Annotated in this window: 14 protein-coding genes; 10 read left to right on the forward strand and 4 right to left on the reverse strand. The window is 72.4% G+C overall.

Annotation, left to right across the window (positions count from 1 at the left end; all coding sequences use genetic code 11):
* Positions 1–123 precede the first annotated feature (123 nt).
* On the forward strand, positions 124–999 hold the full coding sequence (locus ACRYCC_RS06265) for a CE1 family esterase (RefSeq protein WP_433809591.1): 876 nt from the start codon (positions 124–126) through the stop codon (positions 997–999).
* Between the two features lie 146 nt (positions 1000–1145).
* On the opposite strand, the gene ACRYCC_RS06270 is transcribed toward ACRYCC_RS06265, so the two are convergent.
* Entirely contained in the window at positions 1146–1511 is a 366-nt protein-coding gene (locus ACRYCC_RS06270) for an MmcQ/YjbR family DNA-binding protein (RefSeq protein ID WP_433809593.1), read from the reverse strand.
* Positions 1512–1861: 350 nt separating this feature from the next.
* Between ACRYCC_RS06270 and ACRYCC_RS06275 the strand changes: the two genes are divergently transcribed.
* Positions 1862–2776: an alpha/beta fold hydrolase gene (locus tag ACRYCC_RS06275; protein WP_433809595.1), complete on the forward strand. Its 915-nt coding sequence runs from the start codon at positions 1862–1864 to the stop codon at positions 2774–2776.
* A 30-nt stretch (positions 2777–2806) separates the two neighbouring features.
* Here the strand turns inward: ACRYCC_RS06275 and ACRYCC_RS06280 are convergent, their stop codons facing one another.
* Entirely contained in the window at positions 2807–3391 is a 585-nt protein-coding gene (locus tag ACRYCC_RS06280; protein ID WP_433809597.1) for a DUF2867 domain-containing protein, read from the reverse strand.
* A gap of 437 nt (positions 3392–3828) precedes the next feature.
* On the opposite strand from ACRYCC_RS06280, the gene ACRYCC_RS06285 reads away from it, so the two are divergent.
* The 6 genes from ACRYCC_RS06285 to ACRYCC_RS06310 all read left to right on the forward strand — a co-directional run bounded on the left by ACRYCC_RS06285 (position 3829) and on the right by ACRYCC_RS06310 (position 12204).
* On the forward strand, positions 3829–4752 hold the full coding sequence (locus ACRYCC_RS06285) for an LppY/LpqO family protein (protein WP_433809598.1): 924 nt from the start codon (positions 3829–3831) through the stop codon (positions 4750–4752).
* A gap of 69 nt (positions 4753–4821) precedes the next feature.
* Positions 4822–5355: a cupin domain-containing protein gene (locus ACRYCC_RS06290; protein ID WP_433809600.1), complete on the forward strand. Its 534-nt coding sequence runs from the start codon at positions 4822–4824 to the stop codon at positions 5353–5355.
* A gap of 613 nt (positions 5356–5968) precedes the next feature.
* Positions 5969–6988 carry a FecCD family ABC transporter permease gene (locus tag ACRYCC_RS06295; protein ID WP_433809602.1) on the forward strand — a complete coding sequence of 340 codons (1020 nt, stop codon included), beginning with the start codon at positions 5969–5971 and terminating at the stop codon, positions 6986–6988.
* Positions 6985–8007: a FecCD family ABC transporter permease gene (locus ACRYCC_RS06300; protein WP_433809604.1), complete on the forward strand. Its 1023-nt coding sequence runs from the start codon at positions 6985–6987 to the stop codon at positions 8005–8007. The genes ACRYCC_RS06295 and ACRYCC_RS06300 overlap by 4 nt, the downstream gene beginning before the upstream one ends.
* Positions 8004–8807, forward strand: coding sequence for an ABC transporter ATP-binding protein (locus ACRYCC_RS06305; RefSeq protein ID WP_433809606.1), 804 nt, complete (start codon positions 8004–8006; stop codon positions 8805–8807). The genes ACRYCC_RS06300 and ACRYCC_RS06305 overlap by 4 nt, the downstream gene beginning before the upstream one ends.
* A 34-nt stretch (positions 8808–8841) precedes the next feature.
* Positions 8842–12204 carry a non-ribosomal peptide synthetase gene (locus ACRYCC_RS06310; RefSeq protein WP_433809608.1) on the forward strand — a complete coding sequence of 1121 codons (3363 nt, stop codon included), beginning with the start codon at positions 8842–8844 and terminating at the stop codon, positions 12202–12204.
* A gap of 52 nt (positions 12205–12256) precedes the next feature.
* Here ACRYCC_RS06310 and entS read toward each other — a convergent pair whose 3' ends face one another.
* The gene (gene entS, locus ACRYCC_RS06315) at positions 12257–13492 is read right to left on the reverse strand and encodes an enterobactin transporter EntS (protein ID WP_433809610.1); all 1236 of its coding nucleotides are present in this window, start codon (positions 13490–13492) and stop codon (positions 12257–12259) included.
* Positions 13493–13569: 77 nt separating this feature from the next.
* Here entS and panD point away from each other — a divergent pair, with 77 nt between their 5' ends.
* Both panD and ACRYCC_RS06325 read left to right on the forward strand, forming a co-directional pair.
* Complete coding sequence (gene panD, locus ACRYCC_RS06320; protein WP_433809612.1) at positions 13570–13977, forward strand: aspartate 1-decarboxylase; 408 nt, start codon at positions 13570–13572, stop codon at positions 13975–13977.
* Between the two features lie 3 nt (positions 13978–13980).
* Positions 13981–15546 carry a (2,3-dihydroxybenzoyl)adenylate synthase gene (locus ACRYCC_RS06325; RefSeq protein WP_433809614.1) on the forward strand — a complete coding sequence of 522 codons (1566 nt, stop codon included), beginning with the start codon at positions 13981–13983 and terminating at the stop codon, positions 15544–15546.
* Between the two features lie 59 nt (positions 15547–15605).
* On the opposite strand, the gene ACRYCC_RS06330 is transcribed toward ACRYCC_RS06325, so the two are convergent.
* Complete coding sequence (locus ACRYCC_RS06330; protein ID WP_433809616.1) at positions 15606–16916, reverse strand: salicylate synthase; 1311 nt, start codon at positions 16914–16916, stop codon at positions 15606–15608.
* Positions 16917–17024: the final 108 nt, after the last annotated feature.

The following is a 17024-nucleotide window of genomic DNA, read 5'->3' on the forward strand; positions in this document are numbered from 1 at the left end:
TGTCCGGACTGATCCGCTCCAGGAACAAGCGGCGGGGGCCGACCGTTACTCTCGGCGACGCGATGAACGCCGGGCATTTCTACGTCACGCCGCCCCGGCTGGAGAAGGCCAGGACGAGCGAAGATGACGAGCGATGGTGCCGTGGTCGCCGGTGAGCTGATGATCGGGGGGCGGGCGCGCGGCTTCACGATCCGGCCGCCACGCGCGGCCTCGGGCGGCGGCCCGCGGCCTCTCGTGCTGGTGCTGCACGGCAACCACCCGGAGGCCGGCGGTTGGATGATGCGCGAGTGGACCACGTTCGACGAGCAGGCGGACGCCCGTGGGTGGGTGATCGCCTACCCCGATGGCCACGGCGGCTGCTGGGCCGACGGCCGGGGCGTCACCAGCGCGGAGGAGGCGGGCGTGGACGACGTCGCGTTCCTGCGGGCGCTGATCGATCATGCGGCCGGCCGGTACGGCACCGCGCCGGACCGGACCGTGGTGGCGGGCGTCTCCAACGGCGCCTTCATGGCCCACCGGCTGGCCCTGACCGCCGGTGACCGGGTGGCCGTGCTGGCGGCCGTCGCGGGTACGCTGCCCGCCGCGCTTCGCGAACTGCGGCCGGCCTACGCCGTCTCGGCGCTGCTGATCCACGGCACGGCCGACCGGCTCGCGCCCATCGAGGGCGGCTACTCCCGGTGGCGGGGCCCGAACGGTGAGCTACGCGGCCGTACGCTGTCGCTCCAGGAGACCGCGGAGCACTGGCGGGCGATCGACCGGTGCCCGCCGGGCCCTGGGAACACACGCGACACCGTGTCCTCCAGCCGTACGACGGTGGGCGGCGGCGTCGGTGGTACCCAGGTCGCGGCCTGGACGGTCCGCGGCGGTGGCCACGCCTGGCCAGGAGCGCCCGCCGCCCCCGGGCGGCCCGAACCGGCCACCGGCGAGTTCGACGCGGCCGAGGAGATCTGCCGCTTCGCCGCCCCTCTCCTCCTGCCCGCCGCCACCCGGCGCTTGTGATCGACCGGCGGCCTCCGTCCCCACGCATCCGCATGCCGGCCGGCCGACGGCCGGCGACCGCGATCGGCCGGCCTCGGGCGTCACGGCGTGTCCGCGGGGTACCGGCCGGTTCCGGCTCACGGACGCCGAGCGGCTTTGCCGCCCCGTCAGCCGGCGGGGCGGGGTTCCGGGCCGGGCGGGAGGAACGTCTCCGCGACATGGGAGGGTGCGGCCTGCTGCCAGGAGTCCACGAGGATGGCGTACAGCTCGTCGGGGCCGTCGAGGGCGGCGAGCCGGGCCCGGACCCAGGAGGAGCCGGCCTCGTGCGGGGGCACCCAGAACTTGTCCGGTTCGGCGGCGATCAGTTCGTGGCGTTCGTGCCTGGGGCAGCGCACGGCGAAGGACGTGCCGTCGTCGGGGACGGTGACGAACATCCGCCCGGCGACGTGGAAGGTGGGGTGACCCCACAGCTCCTTCTCGACCGTCTGCGGCAGGGACAGGGCGAGGTGGCGGACGTCGTCGGCGTCGAGCACGGGATTCTGCCTTCGAACGGCGGGACGGGGAGGCTGATGACACTGGGCACCGAAACCCGGGCGGCTGTGCGTTTCGTCGCGGCGCGGTCCGCCGGACGGTGCCTTCGGGCCAGGCTACCGGGCCGCCCGAGGAGGGCATCGAGCTCATCGGATTGTCGTGCCGGTCGTCCGGGCCGGACAGCCGCCGCTGTCCGGCCCGTTGGGCGGGTACCTCACATCACCAAGGCCGCGAAACCCGGGTACGGACTCGGGGGCGTGCGGCGGCGACACGGCCTGAGCGTCCCGGCTCCGAGGCGGGCGGTTACCGTACGAGGGATCCGGCCATGGCACGACGGCGAGGAGGCACCCCGATGGCGGCGAACGAGCGCATTCCCTACGACGAGTTCTCCATGTTCCACGAGAACGCACACGAGGCCGGGCTGCCGTACGGAGGGCCACCGGCCGTCCGACGCGAGTTCGTGGAGCTGGGAGACGGCCGCCGGCTGAGCGGGCTGGTGTGGGGAACGACCGGCCCTGAGCTGGTCCTCCTCCACGGCGGGGCGCAGAACGCCCACACCTGGGACACGGTCGCGCTGGCCCTCGGCCGGCCCCTCCTGGCCCTCGACCTTCCGGGCCATGGGCATTCCGACGACGGCAGACACGGGTCCGCCGACGTCACCGCCAACGCAGAGGACGTGGCGACGGCGATACGGGCCTTGGCTCCCGAGGCGAGGGGCGTCGTGGGGATGTCCCTCGGTGGCATCACCGCCCTGGCGCTCGCCCGGGACTTTCCCTCGCTGGTCCGGGCCATGGTGCTGGTCGACGTCACGCCCGGGGTCGACGCGGTGAAGTCCAAGGTCATCGCCGACTTCGTGAACGGCCCGGCCAGCTTCCCGGACTTCGACCAGATCCTGGCGCGGACGGTGGCTCACAACCCGGGACGGACCGTCAGCTCGCTCCGCCGGGGCATCCTGCACAATGCCCTGCAGCGGGAGGACGGCACCTGGGTCTGGCGCTACCGGCGCTTCAACGGTCCTCGAACCGAGCACACCGACGGCGTTCTTCCCCAGTTCGCATCCCTGTGGGAGGCCGTGTCGACCCTGCGGGCCCCGCTGATGCTGGTACGCGGGATGCGACCCCAATCGGTGGTCGACGATGCGGACGAGGCCGAGCTTCTCCGCCGGGCCCCCTCGGCTCGCGTGGCCCGCGTCGAGGAAGCAGGCCACAGCGTGCAGGGGGACTCACCATTGGAGCTGGCCCGGCTGATCGACCGATTCATCGCCTGACTCCCCGTCCCCGCCGAGGAGCCCGGCAGGTCAGCCCGCGACCTGGGACTGCCAGGTGCGACCGATCGTGCGCATCAGCGCTGGATACACGACGAGGTGCCGCAACGGTTTGATCGCCTCCATGTACAAGCGTCCGGGCCGGCCGTTCGGCTTCACCAGCACGGCCAGCTCACCGCGATAGCCGCCTGACTCGTCCGGAACCCAGCCGATGTGCATGAGCGCGTGCACGGTCCGGTTGGCCATCTCGGCGGTCCATTCGTCGTCGGTCTGGTAGACCGAGGTGAAGGGAACCGAGGAGAAGTCCGGCCCGCGTGGCCCGTTCCGCAGGTCCGCCGGCAATCGGTCGCGCAGCGACGGCACCCGGGCGGCGACGCCGGTATCGGCCTTGTCCCAGCCCAGCAGCGCCCCGAGCCGCCAGCGGATCGCGAAAAGCATCTTGTAGCCGCGTGAGTAGTCGCTGGTGTCGCGGCGGGACGTCAGGTGCCGCACCAGTCGCGGGAAGTCGTCGGGGCCGCCGGGCGTCGGCAGCGCCCACACGTCCTCGAGGTGAAAATCGGGCGCGATCTCGTGGATCCGCCACGGCCGCGAGGTGTACGCCGCGTTCGGAAGCTTCATTGGTGGCAGGACCTCCCTCCATATCTGACCGACCTGCCTCGGAATGCGAGCGGCGAAACCTGCGCCACCGCCACCTTTTCCGGCGCGTCCGGCGCGGGCCTGCTCGCCGGTCCGGCCGCCACACCGATCGATCATTCCGCGGCCCAGGTTCCGGGCGAAGGCTCCGGCCATCTGTGAGCCGGCGCTGTCGCCCGTGCACAGGAACGACGCCGGGCTAGGTGACCAGGGGCGAGTCGTCCCACTTCGAGAGCTTTACATCAAATTTGATTGATGCATCTCGCGTTCGGCATGACCTGCCTGGTAGGCAGAAGGGGACACACCCAATCGGCTCACCATGGGCCGCGCGGCGCGAACCGCTGTGCCCGAGGCCGTGCCCTGCGCGCCGGCCATGGTGAACGCCACCTCATCTTGTGAGTCATGAGTCGCGGGAGGTCCGCATGACCGTCCGAACCTGTTCTCATCTGCGTCGTGCCGCCATCGCGGTTGCCGCCGGCGTGACCGTCACGGCCGCCCTCACGATCGGCTCGGCGTCCGCACAGGCCCCCGGCGTCGACTGGCACGCGGTGGGCCAGGCCATGGGCACCACGCTGAGAACCGAACCGGGCGATGTGCACACCGCCGAGTTCATGCGCACCGACCTGCGCGTGGTCAACGCCGGGGTGACCGAGAACCCCGGCATGGAGCTCGGCGCCGAGGCGATGTTCCACCAGAGCTCGCCCGGCAAGGTCGTCGTGATCGGTGAGGCCACCCTCACCGGCCCGGAGCTGAACAAGGTGGCCGCCCGCCTGGACCAGGGCAACGTGGAGATCACCGCGATCCACAAGCACCTGCAGGACGAGTCGCCGCGCCTGTGGTGGCTGCACTACGACGCCTACGGCGACCCCGTGGCGATCGCCCGTACCCTGCACGCGGCCCTGGCCCTCACCGGCACCCCGCTGCACCCACCGGCCGAGCGGGAGACCGCCATCGCGCTGAACACCGGCGAGCTGGACCGCATCATCGGGACCAGGGGCGAGAACGAGAACGGCGTCTACCAGTTCCACGTCCCGGTGGCCGAGAAGATCACCGACACGCGGGCCCACCTCACGCTGCCCTCCCTCATGGAGGCGTCCACACTGCTGATGTTCCAGCCGATGGGCGACGGAAAGGCGGCCGTCAACGGGGACTTCGTCATGACCGCCGACCAGGTCAACCCCGTGATCAAGGCCCTGCAGTCACACGGCATCTCCATCATCGAGGTGCACAACCACCTGCTCCACGAGCAACCGCGTCTGTTCTACCTGCACTTCTGGGACACCGGAGACGCCGCCACACTCGCCCGCGGACTGCGAGCCGGCCTCGACCAGCTCCACGCGCCCTGACCGCGGGTTTGCGGGGCACGTGGCACTCCGCCGCCGGCGGAGTCCACGCCACCAAGGGGGGAGGACCTGATGGACCTCAACAGCGCGCCGGCCGTGAAGGTGGTGCCGCCCGGCGGCGGGGATTCGGTCGCCATCCCGGGATTCGGCGCGGTCTTCAAGCTCTACGGCCGCGACACCAACGGCGAGGTGGCCATCGTGGAGCATCCTTTCGCCGTGGGCACGATCAGCGCGCCGCACCGCCACACGCGAGAGGACGAGCACTCCATCGTGCTCGAAGGCCAGATCGGCTTCCTGTCCGACGCCGACGAGGTCGTCCTGGGACCCGGTGGCTACATCACCAAGCCACGCGGGCAGATGCACGCCATGTGGAACGCGGGAACGGCGCCCGGCCGCATCATCGAGGTCATCACACCGGGCGGCTTCGAGACCTACTTCCGCGAACTCGGTGAGCTGCTCTCCTCCATCGCGCCGACGGCCGGCGTGAACCTCCACGAGACAACCGAATTCGTGGAGCTCGCAACGAGGTATGGCCTGACCTATGGCAACCCCGACTGGCTTGATGACGTCGTGGCGCGTTACGGACTCACACCACCAACTCACTAGGCCGAAGCCCGTTGGCAACCGCGGCCGCCTGCGTAGGTCGATCGGCAAAGTCCCAGTTCAACGGCCCGCTTCTGGTTCCGGGCGGCACAAGTAGTTCCGGGCGGCACAAGCGAGTGGAAGGCCCTGGCCGCTCGCGGCGGTCAGGGCCTTCCACTCGTGCGGGGTGGTCCGATCGGCGGGTCCAGGCGGTGACTCCGCCCGCCGGCCGGGGGATGCCGTCGCTTCAGTCGTCCCTGGACGTCGTCTCCGGTTCTTCGCCGGCGCGGGACCGTTCTGACCTGTCACCTTCGTCCGTCAGGTCGCCCGGGTGCGGCGGGTCACCGGTCCACGCGACGGGTGGCGTCGGTGCCGTGATCGTCTGCGGTTCATCGGAGCCCGGGCGGGTGCTCGGCTGGGAGCCGGTCGCGTGGGGTGTCTTCGTCTCGTCCTCAGGATTCGCCATGAGGTACGTCTTCCCGCCTCTCCTCATTCAAACGACCCACGGCGCGTCCCCGCCTCGGCAGGACAAGCTCGGCGCTTAGAAACCAGCCTCCCCTACCGCTACCTGGGAGCCGATGGTCGCCGTCAGTGTGCGACTCTCCCCGGCTGCGTTAGCTTAGGCTAACCTCATTTCGTGGCATCCCCGTATAAACGCTCGGCGCGTCGGCACCGACTGGCCGGGCTGGTCGTGCTCGCCGTGGTGCTGCTGATGACGATGGTGGCCAGTATCGCCATCGGTGTGAAGCAGATCCCGCTGGACCAGTCGTTCGCCGGGCTGTTCGCGCCGGACGGCTCGGAGAATGCGCTGATCGTGCGGGAGCTGCGGCTGCCGCGCACGCTGCTCGGGGTGGGGGTGGGTGCGGCCCTCGGCCTGGCGGGCGCGCTCATGCAGGCACTGACCCGCAATCCGCTGGCCGAGCCCGGGCTGCTCGGGGTGAACGCGGGTGCGGCGATGGCGGTCGTGACGGTCATCGGGGTGTTCCGTGTCGACCAGGTGCTCGTCTATGTGTGGGCGGCCTTCGCCGGAGCCGCGGCGACGGCGTCGCTCGTCTATCTGATCGGGTCGCGTGGCCGTGCCGGTGCGACGCCCGCCCGTCTCGTACTGGCCGGGGCGGCGATCAACGCGGTGTTCAGCGCGCTGACCGCGGGGGTGATGCTGCTCAGCCCGCGCGCCTTCAACAGTTTCCGGTTCTGGCAGGTCGGGTCGCTGTCCGGACGGGATCTCAGCGTGTTCCTCCAGATCGGACCGTTCCTGCTGGCCGGGATCTTGCTGGCGATGTGCCTGGCCCGGCCGCTCAACGCCCTCGCCCTTGGCGAGGACGCAGGGCGGGCGCTCGGCGTGCGACCCGGACGGACCCGGGCGCTGGGCGGGCTCGCGGTCATGATGCTGTGCGGCGCGGCCACCGCGGCCGTCGGCCCGATCGCCTTCGTCGGGCTGGCGGTGCCGTTCGCGGTCCGTACGCTCATCGGCCCGGACCAGCGCTGGGTGCTGCCTTACTCGCTGCTGCTGGCTCCGGTGCTGCTGCTGGGCGCCGACATCGTGGGCCGGGTGCTCGGCGCGCCGGGAGAGCTGGAGACCGGCATCGTCACCGCGTTCCTGGGCGCCCCCGTCTTCCTCCTGCTGGTCCGGCGAGCAAGGATCCCCCAGCTGTGAGCCGAGTCGTCCGGGTGGCGAGCCGGTCGCTGCGATGGGAACCGCGTGCCGTCGCGGTGTGCCTGGTGCTCGGTGCGGCCGCGCTGGCGTCCTCGGTGCTCGTGCTGGGCACCGGCGACTTCCCGCTCACGGCCCCCGAGGTCGTGCGGGCGCTGGCCGGGCAGGGGAGCCGGTCCACCGAGTTCATCGTGACGCAGCTGCGGCTGCCCCGCGCGGTCACCGGGCTGCTGGCGGGGCTGGCGCTGGGGATGAGCGGCGCGGTCTTCCAGAGCATGTCCCGCAATCCGCTGGGCAGCCCCGACTTGATCGGGTTCACCACCGGGTCGGCGACCGGCGCGCTGGTGCAGATCCTGGTCATCGGTGGTGGGACCGCCGCGATCGCGGCCAGCTCGGTCACGGGCGCGCTGCTGACCGCGCTGGTGGTCTACACGCTGTCCTACCGGGGCGGCGTGCAGGGACACCGGCTGGTGCTGATCGGCGTGGGGATCGCGGCGATGCTGGAGGCCGCCAACGCCTACCTCATCACGCGGGCGGAGCTGCGGGAGGCCTATGAGGCGGCGTTCTGGCTCACCGGCAGCCTGAACGGGCGTGGCTGGGAGCAGGCACGCCCCCTGGCGATCTCGCTGGCCGTGCTCGTGCCGTGCACGCTGGCGCTCGGCCGCTCGCTGCGGATGGGCGAGCTGGGCGACGACGCCGCCCGCTCACTGGGCGTCCCGGTGGAGCGCAGCCGGGCCGGGCTGGTCCTGACCGGGGTGGGCCTGGTCGCGGTGGCGACCGCGGCGGTCGGGCCCGTGCCGTTCGTGGCGCTCGCCGCGCCGCAGCTCGCCCGGAGGCTCATTCGCCGCTCCGGCCCGCAGTTGCTGCCGGCCGCGCTGATGGGGGCGGCTCTGCTGATGCTGAGCGACCTGATCGCGTTGCGGTTGCCGGTGCAGCTCCCGACGGGGGTCGTCACGGGTGTGCTGGGCGGCCTCTATCTGATCTGGCTGCTGTCGAACGCGGGAGGGAAGGGGCGGATATGAGCCGGCTGCGAGCGAGCGATCTGAGACTCGCCTACGACCAGCGGGTGGTGGCCGACCATCTCGACCTCACCATCCCGGACGAGTCGTTCACCGTCATCGTGGGCCCCAACGCGTGTGGCAAGTCGACGCTGCTGCGGGCGCTGGCGCGGCTGCTGAAGCCCACGCGGGGCACGGTGTTCCTGGACGGCGGGCCGATCACCGCGCTGCCGGCCAAGGAGGTCGCCCGGCGGCTCGGCCTGCTGCCGCAGTCGCCGGTCACTCCGGACGGCATCTCGGTGGCCGATCTGGTCGGCCGGGGCCGCTATCCGCACCAGGGGCTGCTGCGTCAGTGGTCGCGGGAGGACGAGCGGGCGGTCGAGGCGGCGATGGCCGCGGTCGGCGTGACCGAGCTGGCCGATCGGATCGTCGAGGAGCTGTCGGGCGGGCAGCGGCAGCGGGTGTGGCTTGCCGTGGTCCTGGCCCAGGAGACCTCGATCATGCTGCTGGACGAGCCCACGACGTTCCTGGACATTGCGCACCAGATCGAGGTCCTCGACCTGTGCTCGCGGTTGCACGAGGAGGGCCGCACCCTGGTCGCGGTGCTGCACGACCTCAACCAGGCGTGCCGGTACGCCACTCATCTGGTCGCGATGTGCGAGGGCGAGGTGGTCGCGCAGGGGCCGCCGGGGGAGATCGTGACCGCGGAGCTGGTGGAGCGGGTCTTCGGCCTGCCGTGCCAGATCATCGCCGATCCGGAGTCGGGGACGCCGTTGATCGTCCCGGCCGACCGGCGAAGGGCGTTGACGCGTAAAGCGGTCTAAATTAGGTTAGCCTTACCTAATTTAGGAGCGCTCTGTGTTGACCAGGGAAGAACTGCAGGACTCGCTGACGGAGCTGCTGGGCGAGCGCGCCGAAGCGCACGACAACCTCATCGAGCTCGGCATGGACTCCATCCGGCTGATGGGACTGACCGGCCGGCTGCGCCGGCGCGGCGTCGAGGTGAACTTCGCCGAACTGGCCGAGCGGCCGACGCTGGCCGAATGGTGGGAGCTGCTCGCCGAGCGCGGCGTCATCGAGCCCGAGGGCCCCGCGACCGGGCAGGCGGAGGAGGACGCCGCCGGCGGGCCGTTCCCGCTGGCGCTCATGCAGCACGCGTACTGGGTCGGCCGGGACTCCGGACAGGCGCTCGGCGACGTCGCCGCCCACCTCTACGTCGAGCTCGACGGCCGCGACGTCGACCCGTCCCGGCTCGAGCGCGCCCTGCTGGCGCTCGCCGAGCGGCATCCCATGCTGCGGGCCGCGGTGTCTGAGGAGGGCACCCAGCGGATCCTGCCGGACCTGCCCGGGCCCGCCCTCGTCGTCCACGACCTGCGCGAGGCCGCCGACGCGCCCGCCGAGCTGGAGCGGCTGCGCGCCGAGCTGTCGGTGCAGCGGCTGGCCATCGAGGACGGTCAGGTCTTCGACGCCCGCCTCAGCCTGCTGCCGGGCGGGGCGACCCGCCTGCACCTGGACGTCGACATGATCGCCGCGGACGCGATGAGCTACCGCACGCTCCTGACCGATCTCGCCGCCCTCTACGACGGCGCGGAGCTGGCACCGCTGCGCTACGGCTTCGCCCGCTATCTGGCCGCCGACCCCCGCGCCGCCGCCCGCGACCGGGACCGGCTCTGGTGGGCCGACCGGCTCGACGACCTGCCGGGCGCACCGGAGCTCCCGGTCATCCCCGAGCCGGGCACGCGCGTCGTCCGCAAGCACCACTGGCTGGCGCCCGAGGCCCGCCGGCGCCTGATCGCCCGCGCCCACCGCGAGGGCGTCACCCCGGCGATGGCGCTGGCCGCGGTCTTCGCCGAGGTCGTCGGCGCCTGGTCGGTGGGCCCCCGGTTCCTCATGAACCTGCCGCTGTTCCATCGCGAACCGGTCCATCCTGACGTGTCCGGCGTCGTCGGAGACTTCACCGGCTCGGTCATGCTCGATGTCGACCTGAGCCGGAGGCTGCCGTTCGTCGAGCGGGCCCGCGCCCTCCAGTCGCGGCTGCACACCGCGGGGGCGCACAGCGACTACTCCGGGGTGGAGGTGCTGCGGGACCTGTCACGCAGGCGCGGGGAGCAGGTCCTGGCGCCGATCGTCTACACCAGCGCGCTGAACCTCGGCGAGCTGTTCGGAGAGGACGTACGCCGCCTGTTCGGCGAACCGGAGTGGATCATCTCCCAGGGCCCGCAGGTCCTGCTGGACGCCCAGGTCACCGAGGTGTCCGGCGGGCTTCTGCTCAACTGGGACGTCCGGGACCCGGCCTTCCCAGAAGGCGTCGCCGACGCCATGTTCGCCGCCTACACCGGCGCCGTCACCCGGCTGGGGGCCGAAGGCGCCGACTGGACCGAGCCTCTGACGATCGGCGCGACCACCGAGCAGCTCCGGATCCGGCACCGCCTCAACGCCCAGCCGCCGCTGCCCGCCCGCCGCCTGCACGACGGGTTCTTCGCCCTGGCCGAGCGGGCTCCCCACGCGCCCGCACTCCACTGGGGCACCGACGGCACGCTGACCTACGGGCAGCTCGCCGACCGCGCGCTGCGTACCGCCGCCCATCTGGTCGCCGAAGGCGTCCGGCCGGGCGACCGGGTGTCGGTCGAGCTTCCGAAGGGGCCCGACCAGGCCGTCGCGGTCCTGGGCGTCCTGGCGGCCGGTGCGGCGTACGTGCCGATCGGGGCGGGCCAGCCGCGGGCACGCCGCGAGCGGATCCGCAAGACCGCCGGGGTCGTGGCGTCGCTGGCCTCGCCGGTGACCCATCCCGAGCCGCTCGCCGGGCCGGTGCGGGTCGGCCCCGAGCAGCTCGCCTACCTGCTGTTCACCTCCGGCTCGACGGGCGAGCCCAAGGGCGTGGAGGTGTCCCACCGGGCCGCGATGAACACCATCGACGATCTGGTGGAGCGGTTCGGGATCGGTGCGTCCGACGTGGCGCTGGCAGTGTCGGCCCTGGACTTCGACCTGTCGGTGTTCGACCTGTTCGCGCTGTGGTCGGCCGGTGGAGCGGTCGTCATGCCGGACGAGGACGAGCGCCGCGACGCCGCCGGCTGGGCCGCCCTGGCGGACCGGTACGCGGTCACCGTCCTGAACTGCGTGCCGACGGTGCTGGAGATGCTCCTGCGGACCAGCCCCGTACCGAGTCTGCGGCTGGTCCTGCTGGGCGGGGACTGGGTCGGCACGCACCTGCCCCCGTTGCTGCGCGAGCGTGCCCCGGGCAGCCGGTTCGTCGCGCTGGGCGGTACGACCGAGACCGCCATCCACTCGACCTTCATCGAGGTGACCGGCGACGTCCCAGCCGACTGGACGTCGGTGCCCTATGGAGTCCCGCTGCGCGGGGTGGCCTGCCGGGTCGTCGACGAGCGCGGCGGGGACCGTCCCGACTGGGTCGCGGGCGAGCTGTGGATCGGCGGCGCGGGCGTCGCCGACGGTTACAGCGGCGATGCGCCGCGCACGGCCGACCGGTTCGTGGTCCACGAGGGCATCCGCTGGTATCGCACCGGCGACCTGGCCCGGTACCGCCCGGACGGGGTACTGGAGTTCCTGGGCCGGCGCGACCATCAGGTCAAGGTCCGCGGTTTCCGGATCGAGCTCGGCGAGGTCGAGGCCGCGCTGGAGAGCCATCCGTCGGTGGGCCGGGCCGTGGCGCTGCTGGCGGGCAACCGGCTGGCCGCCGCGGTCGTCGTCACCGACGGCACCGCTCCCGACCGGATCCTCGCCCACACCCGCGAGCTGCTGCCCCCGCAGATGGTCCCCGACCTGCTCGCCCCCGTGGCCGCGATGCCGCTCACCGCGAACGCGAAGGTCGACCGGCGGGCGCTGGCCGCGCTGGTGGCCGACCGGGCGGGGAACGGCGCCGCCGAACACGTCGCGCCGCGTACTCCGCTGGAGCGGGTACTGGCCCTGACGATGGAGGAGGTCCTGGGCGCCGTCCGGGTCGGCGCCACGGACGACTTCTTCGCGCTCGGCGGGGACTCGGTGCTGGCCACCACGGTCATCGCCCGGCTGCGCGAGGCGCTCGACACCGGGGCGCTGCCGGTGCGGGTGGTGTTCGCCGAGCGGACGGTCGAGGGCATCGCCCGCCGTCTGGTCGCGCTGGAGGAGACCCCGGGACGCCTGGAGGCGGTGGCCGAGATCTGGCTGACGGTCGCGGGCCTGTCCGAGGAGGAGCTCTCGGCCCGGCTGGACGCCGACGGCTGACCCGCCCGGTGGGGGCCTCGCACGGGGCTCCCACCGGAGCGGGGGTGAGGGATCAGCGGGTCTCGGGCTGGAGCCTGGCCGCCCGCAGGCCGCTGAGGGACAGCGCCAGCGCACCGGCGAGCACGGCGCTGATCGTGCCGTACACCACGATCGCCGCGCCGGGCGCGAGATGTCGGCCGAGCGCGCCCGCGCCGAGCGAGCCGACGGCCTCGCCGCCGGTGTCCTGCGCGGCCCACAGGGCGTTGACGCGGCCGAGGTAGGCGTCGGGGGTGTGCGCCTGGATCAGGCCGTACCGGAGGATCTCCTCGATCGAGGCGATGAACCCGTAGCCGAACAGGATCGTGACGGCGACGGCCGGGTGGCGGGCCAGGCCGAGGCAGGCCAGGGCGGTGAACCCGGTCACCGACGCCAGCAGGAGCGCCCGGCCGGGGGCGGCGACGTTCGCCGCCCAGCCGCTGGTCACCGAGCCCAGGACGGCCCCGCAGGCGGGCGCGGCGAACAGCAGTCCGACCGTGGTGGGCCCGCCGTCCAGCGTGTGGGTCGCGAACGCGGGCATCAGCACGGGGATCCCGCCGGCGACCATGAACAGCAGCCCGAGCAGCATCAGGGATCCGACGACGCGGTGCGAGGCCACGAAACGCAGCCCGGAGCCGAGCGCCTGCACCGGCCCCTCGGTGCTCTCCTCGACGGGCTTGAGGGAGGGGAGGCCGGTCAGCAGCCCGAGGGTGCCCAGGGTGCCGGCGGCGGCGGTCGCGTAGTTCCATCCGACCCCGAACGCCGAGATCAGGAGGCCGCCGAGGGCGGGGGAGACCATCGAGCCGAGCCGGACGGTCAGCGCGTTGAGCGCGCCCGCGGCGACGAGCTTGTCGCCGTCGATGAGGGAGGGGGTGGCGGCGAGCAGCGCGGTGATCGCGACGCCGGTCGCCAGCCCGTCCCAGGCGACCAGGACGTACAGGGCGGCCAGCGACGGGGTGGGCAGGAAGGCGTTGAGCGTCAGCAGCAGGAAGCCCAGGCCCGCGAGGGCGCGGGCGACGAGCATGAGGGTGCGCCGGTCGTGCCGGTCGGCCAGGACACCGCCCCACAGGAATCCCGCGAGCAGCGCGAATCCCGACGCGGCGGACACTCCGCCGACCTGGAAGGTGGAGCCGGTCATCTCGTAGACCTGCACGGGGACGGCGACCACCAGCATGCCGATGCCGAAGACCGAGACGGTACGGGCGATGAACACGTTGCAGAAGGGCTTGCTGTCGCGGAGCGGGCTGATGTCCATGGCCAGACGGCGGAGCATCTTCGGGGTTCTCCTCAGGGGGCCGGATAAGTAAGGTAAGGCTATCCTTGGTCGCTTTGAAGGGAAGAGGCAGACTCGTGCAGCGCACGCTGATGAACGGCAAGATCCACCGAGCCACCGTCACTCAGGCCGACCTGCACTACGTGGGGTCGATCACGCTCGACGCCGAACTCATGGCCGCCGCCGACATCGTCGAGGGCGAGCAGGTCCACGTCGTCGACATCGACAACGGTGCGCGGATGGTCACCTATGCGCTCACCGGCGAGCCTGGCAGTGGCGTCATCGGGATCAACGGCGCGGCCGCCCACCTGGTGCAACCCGGACATCTCGTCATCGTCATGTCCTTCGGCGTGTTCGACGACGCCCAGGCCACGGCGCACGTGCCCCGCGTGGTGCACGTCGACGGCGACAACCGGATCGTCGCCCTCGGTAACGACCCGGCGGAGCCGGTGCCCGGCTCCGAGGCCCAGCTGGCCGGGCGCTGACCGATGGACGAGTTCACCCCGTGGCCGCCGGATCTGGCGGCCCGCTACGTGTCCGAGGGCTACTGGGGCGACCGGCTCCTGGGCGACGTGCTGGGCGGCGGAGACCCCACCCGGACCGCCCTCGTCGTCGGCGACCTGCGCCTCACCTACGCCGAGCTCGACCGGCGGGCCGAGCGCACCGCCGCCGGGTTCCTGCGGCTGGGCCTGGAACGCGGGGACCGGGCGGTGCTGCACCTGCCCAACAGCGCCTCGTTCGCGGTCGTGCTGCTGGCGCTGCTGCGGATCGGCGTCGTGCCGGTGCTCGCCCTGCCCGCGCATCGGGAGAGTGAGATCGGCTACCTCGTCGAACTGTCGGGGGCACGGGTCTACGTGGCCCCCGACGTGCACGCCGGGTTCGACCACCGCGGCCTGGCCCGGTCGCTGGGGATCGAGCACGTCGTCATCGACGGAGCGGCCGGGGAGTTCACCCCGCTGGCCGGCCTGGACGCCGACCCGGTCGCGTACGACCGGCCGGATCCGGCCGACGTGGCGCTGTTCCTGCTGTCCGGCGGCACCACCGGCCTGCCCAAGCTCATCCCGCGCACCCACCGCGACTACGTCTACAACCTGGAGGCCAGCGCGGAGGTCTGCGGGTTCGGTCCCGGCACCGTCTACCTCGTGGTGCTCCCGGCCGCGCACAATTTCGCGCTGGCGTGCCCGGGGCTGCTCGGGGTGTTCGCCACCGGCGGCACCGTCGTGTTCGCCCCGTCCGGTGCGCCGGACGCGGCGTTCCCGCTGATCGAGCGGGAGCGGGTCACCGTGTGCGCGGCCGTCCCGCCGATCGCGCTGCTGTGGCTGGAGGCGGTGTCGTGGTCGGACGAGGACCTGTCGTCGCTGGAGCTGCTCCAGGTCGGCGGCGCCAAGTTCGCCGCCGAACGGGCCGCGCAGGTCCCGGAGGTGCTGGGCTGCGCGGTCCAGCAGGTGTTCGGGATGGCCGAGGGGCTGCTCAACTACACCCGGCTGGACGACCCGCGGGAGCTGGCCGAGACCACCCAGGGACGGCCGCTCTCGCCCGCCGACGAGATCCGGGTGGTCGACGCCGACGGCCTCGAGGTGGCACCGGGCGAGGTCGGTGAGCTGCTCACCCGGGGCCCGTACACGCTGCGCGGCTACTACCGGGCACGCGAGCACAACAGCCGCGCGTTCACCCCGGACGGCTTCTACCGCACCGGCGACCTGGTGCGGGTTCTTCCGTCCGGCCACCTCGTGGTGGAGGGCAGGGAGAAGGACCAGATCAACCGCGGCGGCGACAAGATCTCCGCCGAGGAGCTGGAGAACCACCTGCTCGCCCACCCCGCGGTGCACGACGCGGCGGTGGTGGGGATGCCGGACGCGGTGATGGGGGAGCGGACCTGCGCGTTCCTCGTCATCCACGGCGAGGCCCCGACGCTGCGGGAGGTCAAGGAGTTCCTGCGGGAGCGCGGCGTCGCCGCCTACAAGTATCCCGACCGGATCGAGCCGATCGACGTCTTCCCGCGCACCCCGGTGGGCAAGGTCAGCAAGAAGCGGCTCGCCGCCCGCCTGGCCTGAGACCCGGACGAGTGCCCCCTCCGTGCCCGTACCCCGGGCGCGGAGGGGGTCACGACCGCTCAGCGGAGCGGGACGACATGGGGGGCGATGCTGGACAGCTTTTCGCAGGTCTCCTCGAACTCCCGCTCGGGCGTGGAGCCGGTGACGATACCGGCGCCCGCCCGCAGCCACGCTCGCCCGTCCCGGTTGTACAGGGCGCGCAGCACCAGCGCGGCGTCCAGGCGACCGCGGGCGTCGACGACCAGGACCGCTCCGGCGTACAGGCCGCGGGAGTCCTCCAGGCGGGCGATCGCCTCCATGGCCGCGGCCTTGGGGATGCCCGAGGCGGTGACCGCGGGGAACAGCGCGTCGAGCGCGTCCCAGCAGGTGCGGCCGGCCGCCAGGACCCCGCTCACGCTGGAGCCCAGGTGCTGGACGCTCCCGCGTTCCTTGACGGCCATGAACCCGGTGACCTGGACGGTGTCGTTCTCGCACACCTCGTACAGCTCGTCCTGGGAGGTGCGGACCGACACGGCGTGCTCGAAGATCTCCTTGGGGTCGTTCTCCAGTTCGCGCCGGGTGGCCTCGTCGAGGTCCGCGCCCTGGCCGAAGGCGCGGGTCCCGGCCAGCGGCTGGGTGGTGACCGTGCCGGTCACGTCGACGGCGACCACGACCTCGGGGCTGAATCCGGTGGCCTGGAAGCCGCCCAGGTCGAGCAGGAACGACCGTGCCGGGGTGTTGGCGGCGCGGCCGTGGACATAGGTGCCGATGACGTCCACGGGGAACGGCACCGGCAGGGGCCGCGACATGATGACCTTCTGGTACCGGCCCGCCGTGATCTCGAAGACGGCCTGGGCGACCTGCGACCGGTAACGGTCACCGCCGGCGCGTACGTCCACCGGGGACGGCACGGGCTCCTCGTCGGGCGCCCGGTCGGACAGCAGCTTGGCGAGCTGGGCGGCCTCGCCGGCATCGGGGCTGGTGACGTGCGCACGGCCGCCCTCGATCCGCACCTCGGCGCGTGGCACGACCAGGTGGGCGAGTTCGCCCGCCCGGGCGCCGCCCGCGAACTCGAACGCGATCCAGCCGTATGCGGTCCAGCCGGCGACGGGGGAGGCCTCGAGCGCCTCGCGCAGGATCTCCGACGGCGCTCCCGACCAGGGCTCGGCCTGCTCGGGCCGGTCGAGCCAGCGGGTGCGCACCTCGTCGGCGCCGAGCACCACCTCGCCGAGCGTCCCGCCGGCGAAGGTCCACGTGCCGGGTTGCTCGTACACCACGTAGTCCTCGAACAGCCCGGACCGTGCCAGCCGGGCGACGAGCTGAAGTGGATCGGCCGTGACCTGGACGGCGACCTCTGTCCGAACCTCTTGCGCGCGGACACCGAAGGACAAGGAACCCACTCCTCTGCTCGGGCGATCACCCCAATAATTTAGGTAAGGCTAACCTTGTAACGAATATGTAGGCAAGGCTAACCTAAGTCGCGTTATGGGCCCGTGGGG

Source organism: Actinomadura scrupuli, from assembly GCF_050971785.1.
GTDB lineage: Bacteria > Actinomycetota > Actinomycetes > Streptosporangiales > Streptosporangiaceae > Actinomadura_E > Actinomadura_E scrupuli.

Excerpts from the sequence above, each read along its gene's own strand:
- ACRYCC_RS06265 (WP_433809591.1), top strand. The coding sequence starts at position 124 with ATGACGAGCGATGGTGCCGTGGTCGCCGGTGAGCTGATGATCGGGGGG.
- ACRYCC_RS06275 (WP_433809595.1), top strand. The coding sequence starts at position 1,862 with ATGGCGGCGAACGAGCGCATTCCCTACGACGAGTTCTCCATGTTCCAC.
- ACRYCC_RS06280 (WP_433809597.1), bottom strand. The coding sequence starts at position 3,391 with ATGAAGCTTCCGAACGCGGCGTACACCTCGCGGCCGTGGCGGATCCAC.
- ACRYCC_RS06285 (WP_433809598.1), top strand. The coding sequence starts at position 3,829 with ATGACCGTCCGAACCTGTTCTCATCTGCGTCGTGCCGCCATCGCGGTT.
- ACRYCC_RS06290 (WP_433809600.1), top strand. The coding sequence starts at position 4,822 with ATGGACCTCAACAGCGCGCCGGCCGTGAAGGTGGTGCCGCCCGGCGGC.
- ACRYCC_RS06305 (WP_433809606.1), top strand. The coding sequence starts at position 8,004 with ATGAGCCGGCTGCGAGCGAGCGATCTGAGACTCGCCTACGACCAGCGG.
- entS (WP_433809610.1), bottom strand. The coding sequence starts at position 13,492 with ATGCTCCGCCGTCTGGCCATGGACATCAGCCCGCTCCGCGACAGCAAG.
- ACRYCC_RS06325 (WP_433809614.1), top strand. The coding sequence starts at position 13,981 with ATGGACGAGTTCACCCCGTGGCCGCCGGATCTGGCGGCCCGCTACGTG.